Origin of the sequence: Enterobacter sp. CPE_E1241 (assembly GCF_045618265.1) — a bacterium.
GTDB lineage: Bacteria > Pseudomonadota > Gammaproteobacteria > Enterobacterales > Enterobacteriaceae > Enterobacter > Enterobacter adelaidei.
This window is the reverse complement of sequence record NZ_JBIWYV010000001.1, coordinates 2,266,250-2,288,011: the sequence shown is the minus strand read 5'-3', so window position 1 is coordinate 2,288,011 and position 21,762 is coordinate 2,266,250. Positions and strand designations below refer to the sequence as shown.

Annotated in this window: 24 protein-coding genes; 8 read left to right on the top strand and 16 right to left on the bottom strand. The window is 54.1% G+C overall.

Annotation, left to right across the window (positions count from 1 at the left end):
- Positions 1-4 precede the first annotated feature (4 nt).
- Positions 5-3,907, bottom strand: coding sequence for an ATP-dependent RNA helicase HrpA (gene hrpA / locus ACJ9Y9_RS11200; protein WP_028017485.1), 3,903 nt, complete (start codon positions 3,905-3,907; stop codon positions 5-7).
- 205 nt (positions 3,908-4,112) lie between these two features.
- Between hrpA and azoR the strand changes: the two genes are divergently transcribed.
- Together azoR and ACJ9Y9_RS11190 are read left to right on the top strand one after the other, a co-directional pair.
- Entirely contained in the window at positions 4,113-4,718 is a 606-nt protein-coding gene (gene azoR / locus ACJ9Y9_RS11195) for an FMN-dependent NADH-azoreductase (RefSeq protein ID WP_028017486.1), read from the top strand.
- A gap of 89 nt (positions 4,719-4,807) precedes the next feature.
- Entirely contained in the window at positions 4,808-5,494 is a 687-nt protein-coding gene (locus tag ACJ9Y9_RS11190; RefSeq protein WP_028017487.1) for an RluA family pseudouridine synthase, read from the top strand.
- 7 nt (positions 5,495-5,501) lie between these two features.
- On the opposite strand, the gene ACJ9Y9_RS11185 is transcribed toward ACJ9Y9_RS11190, so the two are convergent.
- Positions 5,502-6,041 (bottom strand): DUF2058 domain-containing protein, encoded by a 540-nt coding sequence (locus ACJ9Y9_RS11185; protein ID WP_028017488.1) that lies wholly within the window; start codon positions 6,039-6,041, stop codon positions 5,502-5,504.
- 140 nt (positions 6,042-6,181) lie between these two features.
- Here ACJ9Y9_RS11185 and ACJ9Y9_RS11180 point away from each other — a divergent pair, with 140 nt between their 5' ends.
- From ACJ9Y9_RS11180 to ACJ9Y9_RS11170, 3 genes are all read left to right on the top strand, one after another.
- Positions 6,182-6,640 (top strand): GNAT family N-acetyltransferase, encoded by a 459-nt coding sequence (locus tag ACJ9Y9_RS11180; protein ID WP_028017489.1) that lies wholly within the window; start codon positions 6,182-6,184, stop codon positions 6,638-6,640.
- 141 nt (positions 6,641-6,781) lie between these two features.
- Complete coding sequence (locus tag ACJ9Y9_RS11175) at positions 6,782-7,756, top strand: DUF1852 domain-containing protein (RefSeq protein ID WP_028017490.1); 975 nt, start codon at positions 6,782-6,784, stop codon at positions 7,754-7,756.
- Between the two features lie 23 nt (positions 7,757-7,779).
- A complete protein-coding gene (locus tag ACJ9Y9_RS11170) occupies positions 7,780-8,805 on the top strand; it encodes a methionine synthase (RefSeq protein WP_028017491.1) in 1,026 nt (341 codons plus the stop codon).
- A gap of 7 nt (positions 8,806-8,812) precedes the next feature.
- Here the strand turns inward: ACJ9Y9_RS11170 and ACJ9Y9_RS11165 are convergent, their stop codons facing one another.
- Genes ACJ9Y9_RS11165 through ACJ9Y9_RS11130 form a run of 8 tightly spaced genes read right to left on the bottom strand, consistent with a single transcriptional unit; the run spans position 8,813 to position 14,690 of the window.
- Positions 8,813-9,343 (bottom strand): DUF3833 domain-containing protein, encoded by a 531-nt coding sequence (locus ACJ9Y9_RS11165; protein ID WP_028017492.1) that lies wholly within the window; start codon positions 9,341-9,343, stop codon positions 8,813-8,815.
- Positions 9,340-9,864: a hypothetical protein gene (locus tag ACJ9Y9_RS11160; RefSeq protein WP_028017493.1), complete on the bottom strand. Its 525-nt coding sequence runs from the start codon at positions 9,862-9,864 to the stop codon at positions 9,340-9,342. The genes ACJ9Y9_RS11165 and ACJ9Y9_RS11160 overlap by 4 nt, the downstream gene beginning before the upstream one ends.
- Positions 9,861-10,346 (bottom strand): DUF2878 domain-containing protein, encoded by a 486-nt coding sequence (locus tag ACJ9Y9_RS11155; RefSeq protein ID WP_028017494.1) that lies wholly within the window; start codon positions 10,344-10,346, stop codon positions 9,861-9,863. Before ACJ9Y9_RS11155 ends, ACJ9Y9_RS11160 begins: the two co-directional genes overlap by 4 nt.
- Complete coding sequence (locus ACJ9Y9_RS11150) at positions 10,343-11,563, bottom strand: cyclopropane-fatty-acyl-phospholipid synthase family protein (RefSeq protein ID WP_028017495.1); 1,221 nt, start codon at positions 11,561-11,563, stop codon at positions 10,343-10,345. The genes ACJ9Y9_RS11155 and ACJ9Y9_RS11150 overlap by 4 nt, the downstream gene beginning before the upstream one ends.
- Positions 11,560-12,282 carry a DUF1365 domain-containing protein gene (locus ACJ9Y9_RS11145; protein ID WP_028017496.1) on the bottom strand — a complete coding sequence of 241 codons (723 nt, stop codon included), beginning with the start codon at positions 12,280-12,282 and terminating at the stop codon, positions 11,560-11,562. Before ACJ9Y9_RS11145 ends, ACJ9Y9_RS11150 begins: the two co-directional genes overlap by 4 nt.
- A gap of 1 nt (position 12,283) precedes the next feature.
- A complete protein-coding gene (locus tag ACJ9Y9_RS11140) occupies positions 12,284-13,543 on the bottom strand; it encodes an NAD(P)/FAD-dependent oxidoreductase (protein WP_028017497.1) in 1,260 nt (419 codons plus the stop codon).
- Positions 13,540-14,259 (bottom strand): SDR family NAD(P)-dependent oxidoreductase, encoded by a 720-nt coding sequence (locus tag ACJ9Y9_RS11135; protein ID WP_028017498.1) that lies wholly within the window; start codon positions 14,257-14,259, stop codon positions 13,540-13,542. The genes ACJ9Y9_RS11140 and ACJ9Y9_RS11135 overlap by 4 nt, the downstream gene beginning before the upstream one ends.
- Positions 14,256-14,690: a nuclear transport factor 2 family protein gene (locus ACJ9Y9_RS11130; protein ID WP_407226104.1), complete on the bottom strand. Its 435-nt coding sequence runs from the start codon at positions 14,688-14,690 to the stop codon at positions 14,256-14,258. The genes ACJ9Y9_RS11135 and ACJ9Y9_RS11130 overlap by 4 nt, the downstream gene beginning before the upstream one ends.
- 259 nt (positions 14,691-14,949) lie before the next feature.
- Here ACJ9Y9_RS11130 and ACJ9Y9_RS11125 point away from each other — a divergent pair, with 259 nt between their 5' ends.
- The gene (locus tag ACJ9Y9_RS11125) at positions 14,950-15,528 is read left to right on the top strand and encodes a histidine phosphatase family protein (RefSeq protein ID WP_028017500.1); all 579 of its coding nucleotides are present in this window, start codon (positions 14,950-14,952) and stop codon (positions 15,526-15,528) included.
- A 43-nt stretch (positions 15,529-15,571) separates the two neighbouring features.
- On the opposite strand, the gene ACJ9Y9_RS11120 is transcribed toward ACJ9Y9_RS11125, so the two are convergent.
- The 3 genes from ACJ9Y9_RS11120 to ACJ9Y9_RS11110 all read right to left on the bottom strand — a co-directional run bounded on the left by ACJ9Y9_RS11120 (position 15,572) and on the right by ACJ9Y9_RS11110 (position 18,057).
- The gene (locus ACJ9Y9_RS11120; protein ID WP_028017501.1) at positions 15,572-16,402 is read right to left on the bottom strand and encodes an oxidoreductase; all 831 of its coding nucleotides are present in this window, start codon (positions 16,400-16,402) and stop codon (positions 15,572-15,574) included.
- A gap of 116 nt (positions 16,403-16,518) precedes the next feature.
- Positions 16,519-17,526: an AraC family transcriptional regulator gene (locus tag ACJ9Y9_RS11115; protein ID WP_028017502.1), complete on the bottom strand. Its 1,008-nt coding sequence runs from the start codon at positions 17,524-17,526 to the stop codon at positions 16,519-16,521.
- A 39-nt stretch (positions 17,527-17,565) separates the two neighbouring features.
- The gene (locus tag ACJ9Y9_RS11110; protein WP_028017503.1) at positions 17,566-18,057 is read right to left on the bottom strand and encodes an OsmC family protein; all 492 of its coding nucleotides are present in this window, start codon (positions 18,055-18,057) and stop codon (positions 17,566-17,568) included.
- A gap of 121 nt (positions 18,058-18,178) precedes the next feature.
- On the opposite strand from ACJ9Y9_RS11110, the gene ACJ9Y9_RS11105 reads away from it, so the two are divergent.
- Entirely contained in the window at positions 18,179-18,829 is a 651-nt protein-coding gene (locus tag ACJ9Y9_RS11105; protein WP_028017504.1) for a GntR family transcriptional regulator, read from the top strand.
- A gap of 12 nt (positions 18,830-18,841) precedes the next feature.
- Here ACJ9Y9_RS11105 and ACJ9Y9_RS11100 read toward each other — a convergent pair whose 3' ends face one another.
- Positions 18,842-19,420, bottom strand: a complete 579-nt coding sequence (locus tag ACJ9Y9_RS11100; RefSeq protein WP_028017505.1) for a TetR/AcrR family transcriptional regulator — start codon at positions 19,418-19,420, stop codon at positions 18,842-18,844.
- Positions 19,421-19,523: 103 nt separating this feature from the next.
- On the opposite strand from ACJ9Y9_RS11100, the gene ACJ9Y9_RS11095 reads away from it, so the two are divergent.
- A complete protein-coding gene (locus ACJ9Y9_RS11095) occupies positions 19,524-19,991 on the top strand; it encodes a nuclear transport factor 2 family protein (protein WP_032666829.1) in 468 nt (155 codons plus the stop codon).
- Positions 19,992-20,031: 40 nt separating this feature from the next.
- On the opposite strand, the gene ACJ9Y9_RS11090 is transcribed toward ACJ9Y9_RS11095, so the two are convergent.
- Positions 20,032-20,571 carry an ester cyclase gene (locus ACJ9Y9_RS11090; RefSeq protein ID WP_108089977.1) on the bottom strand — a complete coding sequence of 180 codons (540 nt, stop codon included), beginning with the start codon at positions 20,569-20,571 and terminating at the stop codon, positions 20,032-20,034.
- Between the two features lie 16 nt (positions 20,572-20,587).
- The gene (locus tag ACJ9Y9_RS11085; RefSeq protein ID WP_028017508.1) at positions 20,588-21,715 is read right to left on the bottom strand and encodes an alkene reductase; all 1,128 of its coding nucleotides are present in this window, start codon (positions 21,713-21,715) and stop codon (positions 20,588-20,590) included.
- Positions 21,716-21,762: the final 47 nt, after the last annotated feature.

Here is a 21,762-nt window from a genome sequence, read left to right as displayed (position 1 = left end):
GGTTTTAACCGGAAATCTGCTCCATTGTCTGCAAAATACGTTTATCCGAAATCGGATACGGCGTACCGAGCTGCTGGGCAAAGAAGCTGACACGGAGCTCTTCGATCATCCAGCGGACTGCCTGAACGTCTTCATCGTCGCGGCGTGTCGGTGGCAGTTTATTCAGCCACTGCTGCCACGCCTGCTGCACGCTCTCCACTTTCAACATCTGAGCGCGATCGCGATGTGGGTCGATAGCCATTTTCTCGAGCCGTTTTTCAATCGCCTGCAGGTAACGCAACGTATCGCCGAGTCGCTTAAAGCCGTTTCCGGTGACAAACCCGCGGTACACCAGCCCGGCCATCTGTGCTTTTACATCTGACAGCCCCAGCGCCATGGTCATATCCACGCGCCCTTTCAGACGTTTGTTGATATTGAAAACGGTGGTGAGGATTTGCTCGACCTGTTTGGCAATATCTACCACCGTGTCGTTCAGCTCCGCGCGCACCTTGTCATGAAGCTGAGCAAAACCTGCTTCCGTCCAGACCGGACCACCCGCCTCGTGGATCAGTTTGTCCACGCCGCAGGAGATGCAGTCGTCGATCAGATCCAGCACTTTACCGTATGGGTTAAAGTACAGCCCCAGTTTGGCTTTGTTCGGTAACTTCTCGTGCAGATACTTAATCGGCGACGGGATATTCAACAGCAGCAAGCGGCGCAGGCCGCGCCACATCATCTGCTGCTGTTCCTGCGGGTTATCAAACAGCTTGATCGCCACACTGTCGCGCTCATCGACCAGCGCAGGCCAGGCCTTCACCTTATAGTTACCGCGCTTCTGCTCGTAGCTTTCCGGAAGCTGGCCAAAACTCCAGATGTGCAATCCGCTCTGCTCAATACCGTCATCCGCAACCGCAGAGAGCGTCTCCTGGACTTTGCCTTTCAACGCCTCTTTCAATTCGGTCAGGGAACGCCCTTCCTGCAGCTTTTTGTTTTTATCGTCCACCACGCGGAAGCTGATTTTCAGGTGATCGGGCACCTGATCCCAGTTCCAGTCATCGCGGTCGATGGTCGTGCCGGTCATGCGTCGGAATTCACGCTCCAGCGCGTCCAGCAGCGGCAGTTCCAGCGGCGTGACGCGGCCTAAAAAGGCTTCCGCATAGTTTGGCGCAGGCACAAAGTTACGGCGCACCGGTTTCGGCAGCGATTTGATTAATGCAATGACCAGTTCGCGACGCAGGCCAGGAATTTGCCACTCGAACCCGCTCTCTTCCACCTGGTTTAACAGTGGTAGCGGAATGTGTACGGTCACCCCATCCGCGTCTGCGCCGGGTTCAAACTGATAGGTCAACCGCAGCTTGAGGTTGCCCTGATGCCAGAAGTTCGGGTAATCAAGTTTGCTGACTGACTCCGCCCCTTCCTTAATCAACATGCTCTTCTCAAAGTTGAGCAGGTCTGGCGTCTCTTTGCTGGCCTTCTTCCACCAGCTGTCGAAGTGACGGGCAGAGATCACATCATGGCTGATGCGCTGATCGTAAAACTCAAACAGCGCCTCGTCGTCCACCAAAATGTCGCGACGGCGGGATTTGTGTTCCAGCTCTTCCACCTCGGCGCGCAGCTTGAGGTTTTCGCGGAAGAAGGCGTGGCGCGTCTGCCAGTCACCCTCCACCAGCGCATGGCGGATAAACAGCTCGCGGCACAACGCCGGATCAATCTGGCTGTAGTTAACCTTACGCGCGGCAACAACTGGCAGACCGTAGACGGTCACCTTCTCAGTTGCCATTACCGCGCCCTGCGCACGCTCCCAGTGTGGCTCACTGTACGAGCGTTTCAGCAGATGTTGCGCCACCGGCTCAACCCATTCCGGATCGATACGCGCCGCAATGCGCCCCCACAGACGGCTGGTTTCCACCAGCTCGGCCACCATGGTCCATTTCGGCGGTTTTTTGAATAAGCCGGAACCGGGGAAGATGGAGAAACGGGCGTTACGCGCGCCGGTATACTCCTGCTTTTCTGCGTCCTTCATCCCGATATGGGACAACAAACCGGTCAGCAGTGCGATATGCACTTCCCGGTATTCCGCCGGTTCACTGTTGACCGGAATGCCCAGCTCTTTCACCACCTGGCGGAGCTGGGTGTAGATATCCTGCCACTCGCGTACGCGCAGGTAGTTGAGGAAATCCACGCGACACTGGCGGCGGAACTGGTTCGAGGAGAGCGCTTTCTGCTGCTCGCCGAGGTAGTTCCACAGGTTCACGAAGGCGAGGAAATCGGACTCTTTGTCGTGGAAGCGGCGGTGTTTTTCATCAGACGCCTGCTGTTTGTCCATCGGACGTTCACGCGGATCCTGAATGGAGAGCGCCGAGGTGATGATCATCGCTTCACGCACGCAGCCGTGTTTTTGTGCTTCCAGCACCATACGCGCCAGACGCGGGTCGACCGGCAACTGGCTGAGCTGACGGCCCAGCGGCGTCAGCTTATAAGCCGTTGCCTGCTCATCGGTGGTAATAGCGCCGAGCTCTTCCAGCAGACGTACACCGTCCTGAATATTGCGTTTGTCCGGCGCTTCCACGAACGGAAACGCCGCGATGTCGCCCAGCCCCAGGGCAGTCATCTGCAGGATAACGGACGCCAGGTTGGTACGCAGAATTTCCGGGTCAGTAAATTCCGGACGCGACAGGAAATCGTCCTCAGAGTAAAGACGAATACAGATCCCTTCTGACACACGACCACAGCGGCCCTTACGCTGGTTCGCCGAGGCCTGGGAAACCGGCTCAATCGGCAGGCGCTGAACTTTGGTGCGATAGCTGTAGCGACTGATACGCGCCGTACCCGGGTCGATAACGTATTTGATCCCCGGTACGGTCAGCGAGGTTTCCGCCACGTTGGTCGCCAGCACGATACGTCGCCCGCTGTGCGCCTGGAACACGCGGTTCTGTTCGCTGTTTGACAGACGTGCGTACAGCGGCAGGATCTCCGTGTGGCGCAGATCGCGCTTGCTGAGCGCGTCGGCGGTGTCGCGAATTTCGCGCTCGCCGCTCATAAAGATCAGAATATCACCCGCGCTTTCGTTACCCAGTTCGTCAACGGCATCGAAAATAGCCTGCAGCTGGTCACGCTCGGTATCATCCGCCTCTTCCACAATCGGGCGATAGCGCACTTCCACGGGATACGTGCGTCCAGACACCTCGATAATCGGCGCATTGTTGAAATGCTTCGAGAAGCGTTCCGGGTCGATGGTTGCGGAGGTGATGATGATTTTCAGATCCGGGCGACGCGGCAGCAGTTCTTTCAGGTAGCCGAGCAGGAAGTCGATGTTCAGACTGCGTTCGTGCGCTTCGTCAATAATGATGGTGTCGTACTGCATCAGCAGGCGATCCTGCTGGATTTCCGCCAGCAGAATACCGTCGGTCATCAGCTTGACCATGGTGTTATCGCTAACGTGGTCGCTGAATCGCACTTTGTAACCGATGCAACCGCCCGGCTCCGTTTGCAGCTCTTCGGCAATACGGTTCGCAACAGTACGCGCCGCCAGACGACGCGGCTGGGTGTGGCCGATCAGCCCTTTGATCCCGCGGCCAAGCTCCATACAGATTTTCGGCAGCTGGGTGGTTTTCCCCGAACCGGTTTCGCCGGCGACAATCACCACCTGGTGATCGCGGATAGCTTCGAGGATGTCCTGTTTTTTCTGACTGACGGGCAGGTTATCCGGGTAATTGATCGCCGGACGTGCAGCTTCACGCAGCACAACTTTCCCTGCCGCCTGTTCAATCTCTTTTGCCATATCCTGGTAAATGGCCTGTTGTGCATCAGGATTTTTAACCTTCTTCACGCCGTGTAAACGTCGGGCAAAGCGCTGTTTATCACGCAGCGTCAGCGAATCAAGCTGTTGCAGTAGCATCGCGAAGGTGAGTTTTTGTTGTTCTGTCATAGCGTTAACGGGCAGTGCACTGCCAGGTAAAATCTCTTTTTAATGATTGCTATAGAGTACCACATTGGTGCTTTCAGCGCCTTATTCAAAAAATTCGAACATAGGCTTCGATATATTGCGCTATCTCTATGGCAGGATTGTGAATAGAGTGTCAACAAGCAACGGGGCAACCCCCTTCAATCAAATGCAATAACAGGAATCACCCATGAGCAAAGTATTAGTTTTGAAATCCAGTATTCTGGCAGGGTACTCTCAGTCTGGTCAGCTGTCTGATTACTTCGTTGAACAGTGGCGTGAACAGCATTCTGCTGACGAAATCACCGTGCGTGACCTGGCTGCAAACCCAATTCCTGTGCTGGACGGCGAGCTGGTTGGCGCGCTGCGTCCAAGCGATGCACCACTGAGCCCACGTCAGCAGGAAGCTCTGGCCCTGTCCGACGAACTGATTGCTGAGCTGCAGGCGCACGACGTTATCGTCATTAACGCCCCAATGTACAACTTCAACATCCCAACTCAGTTGAAGAACTATTTCGACCTGGTGGCGCGTGCTGGCGTAACCTTCCGTTACACCGAGAACGGTCCTGAAGGCCTGGTAAAAGGTAAACGTGCGATCGTACTGACCAGCCGTGGCGGTATCCACAAAGACACCCCAACCGACCTGGTTGCACCATATCTGACCGTTTTCCTGGGCTTCATCGGTATCACTGATGTGAACTTCGTGTTCGCTGAAGGTATTGCCTACGGTCCTGAAATGGCGACCAAAGCGCAGACCGATGCGAAATCTGCTATCGACAGTTTCGTAGCTGCTTAAGATATTCCCCTCTCACCGCCCGGTGGGAGGGTTTTTCTTTTCTCCGCATTTCGTTATCATCCGCTCCCACTCTCCAGCCGGGCGGCCTGATGTCTGCGATTATTGATTCTTTTATTGCCCCACCGTGTCACGACGACATCGAGATCCTCTGGCAGGATGAACATCTGCTGCTGATCAATAAACCTTCCGGTCTGCTCAGCCTCTCGGGCAAAAATCCGCAAAACCTCGATTCTGTCCATTATCGTCTGGTCCAGACGTTCCCTGGCTGCACGCTGGTACACCGCCTGGATTTTGGTACCTCAGGGTTGATGGTGGTTGCGCGCAATAAAGCTATCAATGCCGCACTGTGCGAACAGTTCAGCCAGCGTAGCGTGGAGAAAGTCTACAGCGCCCTGCTTTGCGAACATGTTGAAAATGACGAAGGTGTAATTGATGCGCCGATTGCCAAAGATCCGGCGCTATTCCCATTGATGTCGATCTGCGCGAAAAACGGTAAACCCGCCCGCTCCCACTATCGGGTGGTGGAACGGTTTTATCAGGAGACGGGCCTGCCGTTAACACGGGTGAAACTCACCCCGGAGACCGGGCGAACCCACCAGCTGCGCATTCACTGCCAGCAGCTGGGGCACCCGATTCTGGGCTGCGATCTGTATGGTGGTCTTGAAGTACCGGGGGCGGAAGACGTGCCCCGGCTGATGCTGCATGCCTGCGAATTGAATTTTATTCATCCCGTGAGCGGAGAGCCGGTTAACGCCCGTCACGCCGCCCCGTTCTGAAGGGGATTTACCACATCAAATCGTCCGGAATTTTGAAGTCCGCGTACGGATCGTCTTCGTCCTGCTCTTCCTGGCTTAGCGCGCTGTTTAATACGATACTGTCGGCATCGCGCTGGGCAATTTTGTCTGCCACCACCGCCGGGATAATTGCGTATTCACAGTCACCGCTGGCGTTGATGACCAGGCGGACAATCGCCAGACGACCGTTAATCAACTGAGTTTGAGTCTGCTTATCAACCTCGATTCTCTTGATCAGATTACCGTCGGTGAAGTTAAAGGTGATGTTGCCCCTTGAAACGGTGATGCGGTTCATCTCAATCAACTGTTTCACCTGGGCTTTAAACTCTTTCGCCAGTACTGCCTGTTTTTGCTGCTCGCTCAGCAGTTTATCTCGCTCGATCTGCGCTTTCTTGTTCTCTTCTACCGCTTCCCGAGCTTCACGCGCCTGAACGCGTGATTTCTTTGCCGTGCGCTGCACTTTCGCCGCTTTCTTGCTGCTGACCAGGCCTGCTTTCAGCATCTGCTCTTGTAAGGTGAGTTTTGTCATGATCGTTTCTAAACCGATTGGAAATTTTGGGGATTATAGCGTCATTAAGCCCGTGCCGAAACATAAGTAAAACATAGGACAGCTCGCCTTAACTGTCTGATAATTTGGCGGCTGCCAAATAAAGCACACGGGATACACCCATGATAACGATTAAAGTCGCAGACCTGCACGCGTCCGAATCCCAACGCCTCATTGAAAATCTGTCATCAGAACTGGCAGCGATTACCGGGGATGGCGGTACACAACATTTTAACGTCGACGCCATGATGGCCGAACGCACGCTGTGGGTTGTCGCTAAAAATGACAAGGGTGACGCCGTGGGATGTGCGGCATTGCGCCCGCTCTCCGGGCAAGTTGCCGAACTTAAGCGAATGTACTCCGACCGAAGCGAACCCGGTATTGGGCAGGCTTTACTGGCTTTTCTTGAAGCCTCTGCGCAAAATTTAGGCTACGGTGAAATCTTGCTTGAAACACGAAAAGTGAACAGGCGCGCTGTGAATTTCTATGAGCGGAATGGCTACAGCGTAATCGACAACTACGGACCCTACATCGGCAGGCAAGAAGCAGTCTGTTTCGCTAAAAAATTCATGATGATCTAGCGTGGTCAGAAAATGTGATCAACATCATGAACTTCCCTCATGTTGCATTGAAATTAAGTCACTTCCCCTCTGCCGCGGGCTCAGGCATAAATTATGCATCGGTAACTTCTTGGCAACATGAACTTAGGATGCATAACCACAATGAGCAAAGCTTTCACATATACCCTTAAGCGCAGTTGCTTCGATGAGAATTACAACCCGTCTGAAAATACGCGTACGACCACCAACTTTGCCAACCTGGCGCGCGGGGAAAAGCGTCAGGAAAACCTGCGCAATACGCTGGTGATGATCAACAACCGTTTTAACGCCCTGGCGCGCTGGGATAACCCAAATGCCGATCGCTATGCGGTCGAACTTGAAATCATTTCAGTTGAGATGAACATCGGTGCTGAGAAAGCATTCCCGGCCATTGAGATACTGCAGACCACTATTGTCGACAAGAAAAACAACCAGCGTATCCCTGGCATTGTCGGGAATAACTTCTCGTCGTATGTGCGGGATTATGATTTCAGCGTGCTGCTGCTTGAGCACAACAAGAACCAGCAACACTTCAGCATTCCGGAAAAATTTGGCGAACTGCATGGCAATATCTTCCGCCATTTTATGAGCTCATCGGAGTACAGAGAGAACTTCAATAAGGCACCTGTAATTTGCCTGAGCGTCTCCAGCAAAGATACCTACCGCCGTACGGGAAACGAGCACCCTGTGCTCGGCATCGAGTATCAGCCAGATGGCGAGTCTTTAACAGAACAGTACTTCGCGAAGATGGGCCTGAACGTACGCTATTTCATGCCTGAAAACAGCGTCGCACCTTTTGCGTTCTTTTTTACCGGCGATTTGCTGAGTGATTACACCGATCTGGAACTGATCGGCACCATCAGCACGATGGAAACGTTCCAGAAAATCTATCGCCCGGAAATTTATAACGCTAACTCGGCGGCGGGACTTTGCTATCGACCGGATCTGAACCAGCAGGATCACTCATTAACAAAAATTGTTTATGACCGCGAAGAGCGAAGCCGTCTGGCGATTGAACAGGGTCGATTTACCGAAGAATACTTCATTAAGCCTTACCAACACATTCTTGAGCAGTGGTCTGATAACTACACGCTTTAATACATCAAAAAAGGTCTTTTACTATGAAAACATTGCTCCCGACTTCTACGGCTGGCAGCCTGCCTAAGCCGACCTGGCTTGCTCAACCTGAAACGCTGTGGTCACCCTGGAAATTACAGGATCAGGAATTACTCGCGGGGAAACAGGACGCACTTCGTTTATCTCTGGATGAGCAGATCCGTGCGGGTATTGATATCGTCAGCGACGGTGAACAAACCCGCCAGCACTTTGTCACCACCTTTATTGAACACCTGAGCGGCGTTGATTTTGAAAACCGCCAGACCGTACGCATTCGTAACCGCTATGACGCCAGCGTGCCGACCGTGGTCTCTGCCGTTGCGCGCCAGAAACCGGTATTCGTGGATGACGCGAAGTACCTACGCCAGCTCACGGACAAGCCAATCAAATGGGCCCTGCCCGGGCCGATGACCATGATCGACACCCTTTACGACGCGCACTATAAAAGCCGTGAAAAGCTGGCCTGGGAGTTCGCCAAAATCCTGAATCAGGAAGCAAGAGAATTAGAAGCAGCTGGCGTCGATATTATTCAGTTTGATGAGCCGGCGTTTAACGTCTTTTTTGATGAGGTCAACGACTGGGGCATCGCCGCGCTGGAACGCGCCGTTGAAGGCCTGAAATGTGAAACGGCGGTACATATCTGCTACGGGTACGGTATTAAAGCCAACACTGACTGGAAAAAGACGCTCGGCTCGGAGTGGCGCCAGTACGAAGAGGCCTTCCCTAAACTGCAGACCTCTACCATCGACATTATCTCCCTGGAGTGCCACAACTCCCGCGTACCGATGGATCTGCTGGAGCTGATTCGCGGTAAAAAAGTGATGGTTGGCGCGATTGATGTCGCCACTAACAGCGTCGAAACGCCAGAAGAAGTGGCCGATACGCTGCGTAAAGCCCTGCAGTTTGTTGATGCCGATAAGCTTTACCCATCAACCAACTGCGGTATGGCTCCTCTTTCCCGTCAGGTTGCCAACGGTAAACTGAAGGCCCTGAGCGCCGGGGCGGAGATTATTCGCAAAGAGCTCGCATAACGGCGAATCACTCACCCTTCCGGGTAAAGAACAGCGTCACCGTGGCGACGGTGACGCCCAGCTTCTTCATCTCGGTTTTGTTGAACAGATGTGTCTCATCCTGCAGGTACATCCAGTCGTCAAACTTGAGCAGCCAGGTACTGCCGTTAGCCTTCACATTCATGCTGTAATGCCAGTTAAAGGCGTTGCCTGCTGCCTGCCCGGTGGCGACCCCTTCAATGTCCCCTGCCGTTCCCTCGTAGCGATCGTTCCCCACGCGGCGGATATGCCAGACCCGCTGCTGCTTTTCACCGTCGTCATAAACAAAGTGTTCATTGAGCGTCAGCGTATCGCCGATAACGTCCCCGGTAATCTCCACATGAAAACGGCGGATCTGCTTACCGCTGCGATCCTGCACCATCCCCCACGCTTCGGTTTTGCCCTGGAAATAGTGGAAGATATCGAGCCGTGGCTGCTGCTGGCGATACTCGGTCACGTCGGTGCTACAGCCGGCCAGCAGCATCAAGAATGCCAGTGCCATCATCAGGATACGTTTCATTTTTGGCCTCCGATTAACTGCTGACGCAGGTCTGGATACTGCGTGCGTGGGCCAAGCCAGATCGCCAGAAAGCGAGTACTGAATGCTTCTGACTGGCGTGGTCCCAGGGGAATAAAACTTTTCTGGGGAGTGGGTTCGCGATACCAGAACTGCCCCTGCTTATCATTGATGACAAATGCCAGTTGCGAACCCGGTCTGACATCCGGCCACAGTGACTGAAGCATACGCAGCCAGGCTTCGCTTTGCGGTTCCTGCGCCAGGATCCCCTGAGCCTTCCACTGGTCGCGGGTCGCTTCAACCAGATATTCGCCATCGATATCGCGCGCATAGGTAATAATTAGCGCCTGATCCTGATTTTCCCGGCTGTATCGACCATCGGGAGTGCGCAGTTGGGAGGTATAGACGGTGAACGGTCCCCACGTCAGCGTGGCATCCCCTACCTTACGCCAGGCCAGCCAGTCGGCCGCCTGAACCAGAGGGGACATGGTCATCAGCCAGATAAGCAAAACGGCAGACCTCATTTTTGTCTCCCCAACAGCAGGTGGAAAAACAGCATCAACACCAGCCAGCCCGGCACCATCCAACTGACGACGATAAAGGTCGGCTCCAGAAACGTGATGGCCCCCAGTCGCTCGCTAATCAGGTACGCCACCGGTCCTCCTGTGGCCGCCAGCAGCGTCAGCAGCCAGCCGGGTAAGGTCGTAGTGAGCGTAAGCTGTGTCCAGACGGTGGCGAACATCAGCCACAATGCCACCATCCATAGCGGTATCAGGGACTCGCTCCTGAAGGAAATCAGCCCCGTTAACGCCCAGAGCGCATCCAGCAGGCAGCCCGCTGCGGCCAGACCAATTGCGTACAGACGGTATGCTGACGGCAACAACAGACAGGCAAGGATCGCCAGCGCGAGCCAGATAATCAGGCCCTGTTCTCGAAAAAGCACCACCAGCGCCCAGTAAAGATCGAACGCGATGGCCAGCAGGAAGACCTGAATGTATCGTTTCATACGCGCTCAGCGGTCAACTGCACCACGCTAATGGTGCGGGCGTTAAACCCGGCTTCGCAGTAGCCAAAGTAGTAAAGCCACATCCGGCGAAAACGATCGTCGAACCCGAGTTTTTCAATCTCCTGCCAGGTATGGATAAAGCGCTGCCGCCAGTGGGCCAGCGTGCGGGCGTAGTCAGGCCCCATGTCGAAGAGATTACGCACCACGAAATCGGTGTGGCGTGTCATCAGCTCATTCATCGCGGTAATGCTCGGCAAGAAGCCGCCGGGAAAAATATAGCGCTGGATGAAATCGACGCTTTTGCTGTAGTCGCGATAGCGCTGGTCCTGAATGGTAATGGCCTGAATTGCCATGCGACCTCCCGGACGCAGCCGCGCCTGGCAGGTACGGAAGAACACTGGCAAGTAGCGCTGCCCTACGGCTTCAATCATCTCTATTGAGACCAGCTTGTCATACTGCCCGGTAAGGTCACGGTAATCGCAAAGCAGTACCTCGACGCGATCCTGCAATCCGGCGCGGGCGATCCGCTCCGTCGCCCAGAGATATTGCTCTTTCGACAACGTGGTAGTGGTTACCCGACAGCCGTAGTGACGCGCGGCGTATTCCGCCATCGCACCCCAGCCCGTGCCAATTTCCAGCAGGTGATCGGTCTCATTCAGAGCCAGTTGTTCGCACAAACGCGCCATTTTTGCCTGCTGCGCCGCCGTAAGATCCTGCTCGTCCGCGGTAAATAGCGCGCTGGAATAGAGCAGTTCCTTATCCAGAAAATGGGCATAAAAGGTGTTGCCCAGATCGTAATGGGCGGCAATATTTTCACGTGCCTGCGCGCGGGAATTACGCCGCGTCCAGTGACGTAAGCGCTCCAGAGGCTTGCCGAGAAAACGGAATCCTTTCTCCAGACGGCCAAGTACCTCGCCGTTAAGCGCCAACAGCTCGAGAAGCGGCGTGAGTTGCGTGGTTTCCCATTCGCCGTCCATCCAGGCTTCTGCCGCGGCAAGGCTACCGCCGGTTAAGACACGCCAGTAGACGCCGGGAGAAAGGATTTGCACATCCGCATGCAGCGCGGAGGATGTCTCGCCAAAATGGAAAGTTTGTGCCCCTTCGCGCAGCGTCAGCGAGCCGCCGCGAATACCGCTTAGCAAACGAAAAAGCAGCCAGCGCGCGATGCGGACGTTGCGCGGGATATCGGGTTCAAGCGCAAAGACAGGATCGGTCATGAGCGTTCACTCCTGCTGACGGGATGGTTATACAGCGGCACACGCTTGAGCCACAGGCGCAGCGCCTGCCAGTAAATGGCAAAAACGGTTTTCAGGGTCATGAGCGGGATGCGCAATAGCAGTGAGCGCAGTGCCGGGCGTGTCAGAGGCGCCCGGCGTAGCGCCAGCGTGGCATCGAAAACTTTCCCTTCCTGATGATTTTCAATGTGCATATGCAGCGTGTTATCCGGGTCGTTAAAGCGCCAGTGATAGACCATGTCCATCGGGTTGAAGGGGGAAACGTGAAATGCTTTTTCCGTGGGCTGCGCATTTTGTCCGTTAACGGCATAGTAATGACGTTCATTCCACGGCGTGTTGCGGACCTCCGCCAGCACCCAGCGCAGCGTTCCCTTCCCGTCGTAGCAGTAGTAAAAATTGACCGGATTGAAATGAAAGCCGAAATAGCGCAACTGCGTCAGAAGCATCACCCGCCCGTCCGGGCGTTCTCTGGTCAGGCTTTCCAGCCTGTTCAGCACGTTCTCTTTGAGCGGCGAGCCGAGCGGATAGTCCGCGTCATAAAACGCGGCGGCGGCAAAGCGATTGCGCCGCACGCCGACGGAGGCCAGCAGCGGCAGTTCATCCAGATCCAGCCAGGCCATAAAGACGGTGTAGCGGAATTCATGGGTTTTCGGCTGAAGGCGACGGTGGCGTAGTACGCCATGATAGAGGCAGCTGTTCATCTCAGTTCCCCTCTCCGGACGCTATCGCATTGACCACGTCCAGCGCGCTGCGCACGCCATCTTCATGAAAACCGTTGTACCAGTAGGCCCCGCAAAACCAGCTTCTCTGGTGGCCGTTGATCTCGCCCCGCCGCGCCTGTGCCCGCCAACTTTTCGGGTTAAAAAGCGGATGTTCATAAACAAAACGTTGCAGAACGAAGCGTTCATCCACCGGCGTGTCCGGGTTCAGGGTGACGCAGAACAGCGGGCTACCCACAGGCAACCCCTGCAAAATATTCATGTTGTAGGTAACACAGGCGCTGGCCTGCTCGTGTTCGCTCAGGCGGTAGTTCCAGCTGGCCCATGCCCGCTGCCGCACCGGCAGCCAGCGCGGATCGCTGTGTAAAACGACCTCGTTGCGCTGCCAGCCGATATCGCCCAGCACCTCGCGCTCTGCGGGCGTGGGGTCATCAAGCATCGCCAGGGCACTGTCGGAGTGGCAGGCAAAAATGACCTGGTCGAAGGTATGGCTGCCGTTTTCAAGCTGAAGCGTAACCCCGCGAGCGTGTCGGCTCACCCGCTGCACCGGCACGTTGAGGTGTAGCGTCATGCGGTTGCCCAATTTGTCCAGCATGGCGCGGATATACTCCCGCGAGCCGCCGGGTACCACGTACCACTGCGGGCGATGGGTGATATCCAGCAGGCCATGATGGTGAAAGAAGCGTAAAAAGAGCGGCAAGGGGAAACGCTTCATCTCCTGCAACGACGATGACCAGATGGCGGCCCCCATCGGCAGAATGTAGTGGCGCGCAAAAAACGGCGTGAAGCCGTGCTGCTCCAGAAACGTTTGTAGCGTGGCATTCGGGTCCACCTCCCCAGCCAGCGTCTCTTTCGCCAGCCGATTGAAGCGGACGATCTCCCCGAGCAGCCGCCAGAACGTCGGATTCGCCAGATTTCGACGCTGGGCAAACAGCGATGTCAGGGTGTGTCCGTTGTACTCCAGCCCCGTCGCGGGATTGTGCACCGAAAAGCTCATCTGCGTTTTTTGCCCGCTGATGCCCAGCTCGCTGAGTAGCCCCATAAACCGCGGGTAGGTGCGGTCGTTGTAGACGATAAACCCGGTATCGATCGCGTATGTGCCCTGAGGTGTCGTCACGTCAACCGTTGCGGTATGGCCGCCGGGCGTGGCTCCCGCTTCAAACAGCGTCACCCGATGGTGCCCGGCCAGGCGCCAGGCGCAGGTCAGGCCGGCGATGCCGCTGCCGATAATCGCAATGTTCATGAACGCACCATCCTGCGCAGCAGCGCGCGCTGAAGAAACGCAGGCAGTCCGGAGAGTAATCGCATAATCAGGCCGAAACCGTCAGGAAACGCGATATGCATTTTTCCTGCCGCCAGCCCGGTGCGGATCGCCTTAACCGCGTCGTCGACAGTCACCCGGCCAGGCATGACAAAATCATTTTTGCGCGTCAGAGGCGTGTCAACAAAACCCGGAGAAACAACCGTGACAGCAATCCCTTTTGGCTCCCAGTCAAGACGCAAGCTCTCGGCAAACCAGCTCAGCGCCGCTTTGGACGCGCCGTAGGCCTCGGCGCGTGGAAATGGAAGCCAGTGGGCCATCGAGCTCACCAGCACCACACGGTTGCCAACAGCCATCTGCGACTGCAGCACCTCAAGGCAATTCACCGGGCCGAGGAAGTTTGTCGCCATAACGCGTTCCACCAGCGCCGCATCTACCTCGCCATGATCGAGGTATTCGCATGTACCGGCGCAAAGAATGATCAAATCGGCATAGCTGCCGGTCAGGGCCTGGCGACAGGCGTCCCTGTCTGTCATATCGAACAGGCGAACGGTAAGATTGGGGCAACTCTGGTGCAGGGCTTCAAGACGTGCAGGGTCGCGCCCGCAGGCAATCACGTGGTAGCCGTCAGCGGCAAATGATTTCGCCAGCCCGGCGCCAATACCCGAGCTTGCGCCAGTAATGAGCACCGTCTTCATGATTTCACCCTCCGCTTCACGCCGCGTACCGCCCAGCCAAACAGAGGAAGGTGTTCGTAGAGCATCTCTCCCGCATCGTAGTAATCACGTTGACGCGTGATGAGATGGTTTTCCGTCTCCACTACCGAACACCCCGGCAGTTCGAGCGGCTCTCCACCCGCAATGCGCGGGTGCGACCAGTGCATTACCCAGGTGACCGCAAAGCAGCTTTCGCTGCACAGCGGCGGATCGATAGTGAAACGGCAATCTTCGACATTGGCCAGCAGATGGGTGAAATAGCGCTGAAGCGCAAAAATCCCCTGATGCTCGCCGAACGGATCGATAAGCGTGGCATTTGAATGATAAAGCTCAGCCAGCGCAGAGGGTGGCTGGCTATCCAGTGCGGTGTAGTAATTCACAAAACGACTCACGACAGTGTGCAACGTGCTCATGGGTCACATCCCGGCTGTATATAACGTGGCGTAATCGCATAATTAAAACTTACACAATTGTTGTTATTTGTCCAAGTTTGTGTGGGGATTTTTTTTATATCATTTATATTTCAGTTGGTTAAAACTATACTTCGAATGACTAATGATGTAGACCGGATAGATGCCTTCCCCCTGCTCGTTATATAGAACGCGTACTCCCCACTAAAACAAGTGGTAGAACATTTTCGCCAGAACGCGCTAGTCTGCCTGCGACGAGCGGATGACAGACGATAAGATTTTTATGGAAATTATTTTGATGCGACATGGAAAGCCCCAATACGCAGGCGCGCCAAAAGTGTCGTGCAGGGAAATGCCGGAATGGATCGACAACTATAATCTCTCTTCTACGGGCCGCGATATGCCGCCGGAAATCAGTAAAGTGCTGATTTATCGCGCACTCACCTTCATCAGCAGTCCGCTTCCGAGAGCCCTCTCATCGTTAAAAACACTGGGGTGTGAGCCTGGCTTCATTGATGACGTGTTTCGGGAGGCAGAGCTGCCGGTATTTCGTATTCCGGGATTGCGGTTATCACCTTTTCATTGGGCAGCGTTATTTCGAGTACTTTGGCTCTGTGGCCTGTCGGGAGAGGTAGAGTGCGTAAGAATGGCAAAAAGTCGTGCCGTTAAGGCGGCAGAGCTCCTCGTGACGGCGGCTAAGGGCTCCGACGGACCCGTCTTGCTCATGGGACACGGGATCATGAACCAGTTTATTGCAAAAGAACTGATCGCATTAGGCTGGAAAGAACAGACTCGCCCTGGTAAGGGGTACTGGGGAGCCGGTGTTTACAGCGTTGTGTAGCGGTGCATGCGGAGGCCGAGGTTTTTTATCCTCGGCGCTCGGTTCATCGGGTCTGGCTAAGAATAACGCGATCGAACAGACGGTCACCCAACCAGACGCGCATGCGGATGAGCATCTTTGCATACTTGCCGGCAGCATAGCGTGTACGCGGATGAGGACTGTTAACGGCGCGGGCAACCACGTCCGCAATCACCTTCGGGTCGCTGCCTCTGCCATTCCCGTAAGCATTTTTGACCGAGTTCGCCACCTTCCCCACCAGATGACCATAAGGGCCACTAGCTGAACGTTTGACAATACTGCCGCTGACCACTTCACCAAAGCCTGTCTCGATTAAACCCGGTTCAACAATCACAACCTTAATTCCATATTCAGCCACTTCAAGACGCAGACAGTCAGACCATCCTTCGAGTGCATGTTTCGTAGCGTGATACCAGGCTCCCAGGGGGGTGTAAATTTTCCCTCCTATTGAAGTGATATTGATAATGTAACCACGGCGTCTGGCGCGCATGGCCGGGAGCAGCAGTTGCGTAAGGCGGGCCGCTCCAAACACGTTCACCTCAAACTGATAGCGAGCTTCATCAATACCGATCTCTTCTACCGGTCCATAGAGCCCAAAACCCGCATTGTTGACCAGTACGTCAACCCCACCTGTCTGCGACACGATGGTATCTACTGCAGCCAAAATGTCTTCATCACGCGAGATATCCATCCGCAGAGCGCACGCACCAAGCTGGGCGAGATCGTTCATTTTCTCAACGCTACGGGCAGCAGCGTAAACCTGATAGCCATCCTGAATAAGACGACGGGCGATGACTTTGCCCATACCTGACGATGCACCGGTGACCAGCGCGGTTTTCTTGTCCTGAGTAAACATAAATACCTCGGTGAGTAGACTGTCGTTATTTTGCCCTCCTTCGGCCCTACGTTAACTAGCGTACCGCGCCATATGACTCGCAAACTGCGCCATCAGAGCGATAAATATGCACCTGTTTACTCAAGACGCATGGCTGTCCTGGCCGCTTCAGGGGTCTGGCCCGTCCAGGCCATAAATGCGCGATAGAATGAGTTAGGATCTTCAAAGCCAAGCAAAAATGCGATCTCATACCCGGAAAGACGCGTATTACGAAGATAATGACGGGCCAGGTGTTCACGACAAGCATTAACAAGGTTGCGAAAGTTGCCCCCTTCCTGCTCAAGCCTGCGTTGCAGCGTGCGTTTGCTCATTCCCAGACGCTCCGCCGCTTTTTCAATAGTCGCTTCGTTACCGGGAATAAGTTCCAGGAGTACCGCACGAACGCGCTCGGCGGTTGAAGCCAGTTCATTTAACTGACTGAGACGACGCTGAAGTTCTGGTTCAAATACCTGCCACATCCCCTCATTTGCCGTTAAAAACGGCCGAAGAGCATCAGTCGAGGAAAAGCTGATGGCAGGCTGTTCTCCATATTGCACGTCAGTTCCAAAGAAATGGGAAAAGTGGCTGTTCTGAACCGCTGACGGCAGTGCAGAGACACGGACCTGTAAGGGGTTAACCGGTTCGCGGGTCCCCAGCCGCAGAAGCTTGAGCAGGAAGCCCAGCTCTGCCACCTGCAGAGACGGCGGGATAGCTATCGCATAGAGCCAGCGCGGTGAAACGGTAAGTATGCCGTTTTGTTCCACCGTTGTTTCCAGAACCATGGGTGCAATAAGCTGTTTATATCTGGCCAGACGCTGGACAGCCTGCATCATATTGCTGCTACACAGTGCGGCAAAAAGTGGTGGATCAAACACATCCGCTGAGATCAACTCAATGAGCGGTACGGGAAAGGCAGGATGGTTCGTTTCGGCCTCCAGCGCGCTCCAGAAGCGGATGTATTCATGCGTATCGAGTCCGCGCGCTTTTTGCAAAAAGAGATCGTCAGGTAATCCTGCCCTGCGGAGAATGTGTACTGGCTCAAGCCCCGCGTCTTTCAGCAGCGTTTTCCAGCTTATATCGAGAGCGAAAGTACGGTTACAGGCCATTTGCTCATTTCCGGTGTGAAGGTTATTCAACGCTTAGCGTTATTGCTCATCGACGTGTGAGCTGGCGCTATGCAGTATTGTTGGCTCGCACGTCACAGGGAAATTCAGCGAGTTAGCAATAAAGCAAAGCTCATGCGCGCGGTGATGAAGTGCCACAGCGCGATCGATATCATCCCCAGGACGAAGCGTAATGTCGGGCTTGAGCACAATAGAGGTGAAACATCCCTTTTCTCCTTCGCGCATCGTTCCTTCCGCCCGGTCAATATAGGTATAAACGCTTATCCCCGCTTCAGCGCAAAGATGCAAATACCATAATTTGTGACAGGCAGAGGCTGACGCGACAAGAAGATCTTCAGGATTCCAGCATGATGCATCACCAAGAAATGCAGGGTCTGATGAACCTGCAATCGGAGATTTATCACCCGCCGTGATGTCATAAAGCCGATCATAGGCTTTATAGGCTTCCGTCCCACGGCCTTTGTTCCCTTTCCACTCAACCTTAACCTGATAATGATGCTCACGATGGCTCATCTTGATACTCCCGATAATGATACCCGATGGGTTTTACTCGCGATGTTTGTTCGCACATCCCCTGACTCGACGTAAGCTAGCAGATGGTATACCATTATTCCATCTTTTCAGGAGAAACAGTATGCAACTGAATGCCCTTTCGACCCCGGACGTGCTCGCCAGTGAATTAAGAAAGATGATCAACAGCGGACGTCTGCGTGATGGAGAAAGGCTTGTTGAAAGGGATCTCGCCAGTTATTTCTCTGTCAGCCGAATTCCCATGAGAGAAGCGATCAGACAGCTTGAACGCGATGGGCTGGTGGAAATTTTCAGGAATCGCGGCGCTGTTGTCAGAACGCTATCCGTTGAGGATCTGGATGAGATTTACTCCCTACGCGCCTTGCTGGAAGGTGAAGCCGTCTTTCAGAGCGCGAAAATGGTGAATTCTGATACGCTGGCGAGAGCAGAACTGACGCATTCGCTGCTCGCCAGAACGACTGAATTTGAAATGCAGGGCGCACTAAACCGGGAGTTCCACGATCTTATCTACAGTGGTTGCAAAAACCAACGCCTGCTGAAGTTGATTAATGATACCCGCAACCAGATAGAGCGATATGAATATCTCCAGCGAAAGCTCCTTTCCGAAACCCCAGTTTTTCAGGATGACCATGCAGGCATCCTTACAGCCTGCAAGGAACGGGATGCAGAGAAAGCACGGGCTGAAGTCATGCGACATATTCATAGTGCAGGAGAAATACTGAAAACGTTCATCAGCCGCCGCGCTGAGGGTTAAGGGGAAGTCTCATTAACCCCCTATCAACCCGGCTAATGCCCTCTTCAACGGAGTGATGACATCATCCGTATCCATGCCCATTTGTGCATGGATAATTGCGCCGTCAATCAGCAACATGATTTCGTTGGCGACGTTCTCATTCGTCATGCCCGTCATCTGCGCAATGATTTTCTTTGTTTCGATTTTATGATCGCGGCATATCTCTTTTATTTCGCTTTCAATATCTTCCGATTTTGCCTCTGCGCTGGCATTAATAAACGCGCAGCCGTGGAAATCAGACGAAATAAACCATTCGTAAAGCGTTTCAGATATCGCATCAGAAGGTATTTTACCTTCAACGAGATGTCGACGCAGCGTGGACTCAAACCAGCTAATCCATATTTCATGCCGATAGTGCAAATAGGCAAGAATAAGTAAACTTTTACTCGGGAAATGGCGATAGAAAGTCACTTTTGTCACTTTCGACGCTTTAATCAGCGTATCCACCCCCGTCGCCCTGAAACCTTTGGAATAAAACAGATCGTGCGCCGTCAGTAATATCTTATCCCTGACGCTGATTTTTGTATCGTTGCTTACGGGGTCTGTTTTCACTTTTCGGTAGCCTCAAAACGGATGTTGACAACGTTATTTCACAGGCATAGATTACCGCAAGTAGACAGATCTGTCTACATAATATAATCCTGAGGTAATCGCCATGAACACACGTCCTCCTTTACCGCCCTTCACGCGTGAAAGTGCTATCGAAAAAGTCAGACTGGCAGAAGATGGCTGGAACAGTCGCGACCCGGCGAAAATCGCACTCGCCTATTCACTTGATACCCAATGGCGCAACCGTGCGGAATTCGCCACCAACCGTGAAGAGGCCCAGGCGTTTCTGGAGCGGAAATGGAAAAAAGAGCTGGATTATCGCCTGATTAAAGAGCTCTGGGCATTTACGGATAACCGGATCGCGGTTCGCTACGCCTATGAATGGCATGATGATTCAGGCAACTGGTTCCGTTCATACGGCAATGAAAACTGGGAGTTTGAGCCGAATGGGCTCATGAAGCGTCGTTTTGCCTGTATCAACGATATGCCGATCAACGAATCAGAGCGACTGTTCCACTGGCCACTGGGCATACGCCCGGACGATCACCCCTCTCTGAGCGATCTGGGTTTATAGGATTTTCGCATCACTCCGGGCAGACCCCGGAGTGATGAATTTACAACGCCCCCAGTTGCTTCATCAGCGTCAGGTTGTCCTCAATATGCCAGTTAGCCACAATTTTGCCGTCACCGATCTCATAAATATCCGTGGCGATAAAATCTATTTTCTGCCCCTTTCCTTTTAGCTTGCCAAATGTCCCGGTGAATGTGCCGTGAAAATGTAAATGGGATACGACACGGCTACCCGAAATAATCATTTGCTCAACGTCACAGCGTAAATCAGGTACGGCCGTACGAAATGCCCGGGAAGCTAGAATAGCGCCTTCTGGACCTTGCTTGCGACCTTCAGGAGGCGTTTTATCAATAAAATTAATCGCCAGGGCATCACGGGCCAGGGACTCTTTCCCCGTATTCCAGAACGTTGCATACTCTCTGGCAACATATTCATTCGCCGCTAATTGCGTCTGCGTCAGGCTTTTATCGACAATAAGATGTTCCGGCTTCACCAGTTCAACCTGGGCCGAAAATGCGGTTCCCGTAGTACCAGCAAGAATAAACGCCATTATGCCTGGGGCAAAAAATGTTGAATATTTCATAATCTCTCTCGACACCTCATTTAGATAACTGCAGATCATTCTCTTGCAGGTTGTATATTGGATAATCGGTATATCCCGTCGCAGTGCCACCAAACAACGTGGCGGGGTCTAGCACCTGAGCCAGAGGCAACTGGTGCGCCAGCCGGTGAGGTAAATCCGGGTTGGCAATAAACGGCCGTCCGAACGCAATCAAATCGGCATAACCGGCAGCAAGTATTTTTTCCGCTTTATCAAGGTCATAGTTTCCTGCGACGATAAGGGTTCCGCTAAACGTCTCGCGAAGCGATTGACGGAAATGGTCAGGCACCTGAGGCGCATCGTCCCAGTCAGCTTCCGCCAGGTGGATGAACGCGATCCCTTTTTGCTCACACCAGGCCGCAAGAGCGAGTATGGCTTCCGTCACCTGCGGATCGTTCATCCCACGTTGGGTAATAAACGGTGAAAGCCGGATGCCCGTACGCTCGGGACCAATAGCCTCCGCAATCGCGTTCAACACGTCCTGGGCAAAGCGGATCTGGTTAGCAAGCGTGCCGCCATACTCATCCGTACGTTTGTTGGAGGTTTGGCGCAGGAACTGGTCGATCAGATAGCCGTTTCCGCCGTGAACCTCTACGCCGTCAAACCCGGCCTGAACGGCATTCAGTGCCGCCTGGCGGTAATCCGCGATGATGCTGTGAATGTCCTTTCGCGAGAGCGTTCTCGGCTGCGGGCAGTCAACCATTTGACCTTCCCCCTGTTCATTCACCACCCACACTTTGGCGTCCGGCGCCAGTGCTGAAGGGGCGACGGGCTTACCGTCCTTGTGAAAACTGGCGTGCGACATCCGGCCGACGTGCCAGAGCTGAGAAAAAATCACCCCACCCGCCTGATGCACAGCGCCCGTCGTGAGTTGCCATCCTGAAACCTGCTCCGGCGAATGGATGCCGGGTGTCCATGAGTATCCCTGGCCCTGAGGCGAGATCTGCGTGGCTTCCGTAATGATCAATCCCGCGCTGGTACGCTGTCGGTAATACTCAGCCATCAGTGAGGTCGGAATATTTCCTGGCTGAAGGGAACGCGCGCGGGTCATCGGCGCCATAACGATACGATTTTTGAGGTTTAGCTCACCTAACCTGTAACGTTCAAAAAGTGAAGTACGGTTCATGATTTCATCTCGAGTGGTTTGGATGAAATCACTTTACAGCTCACCTC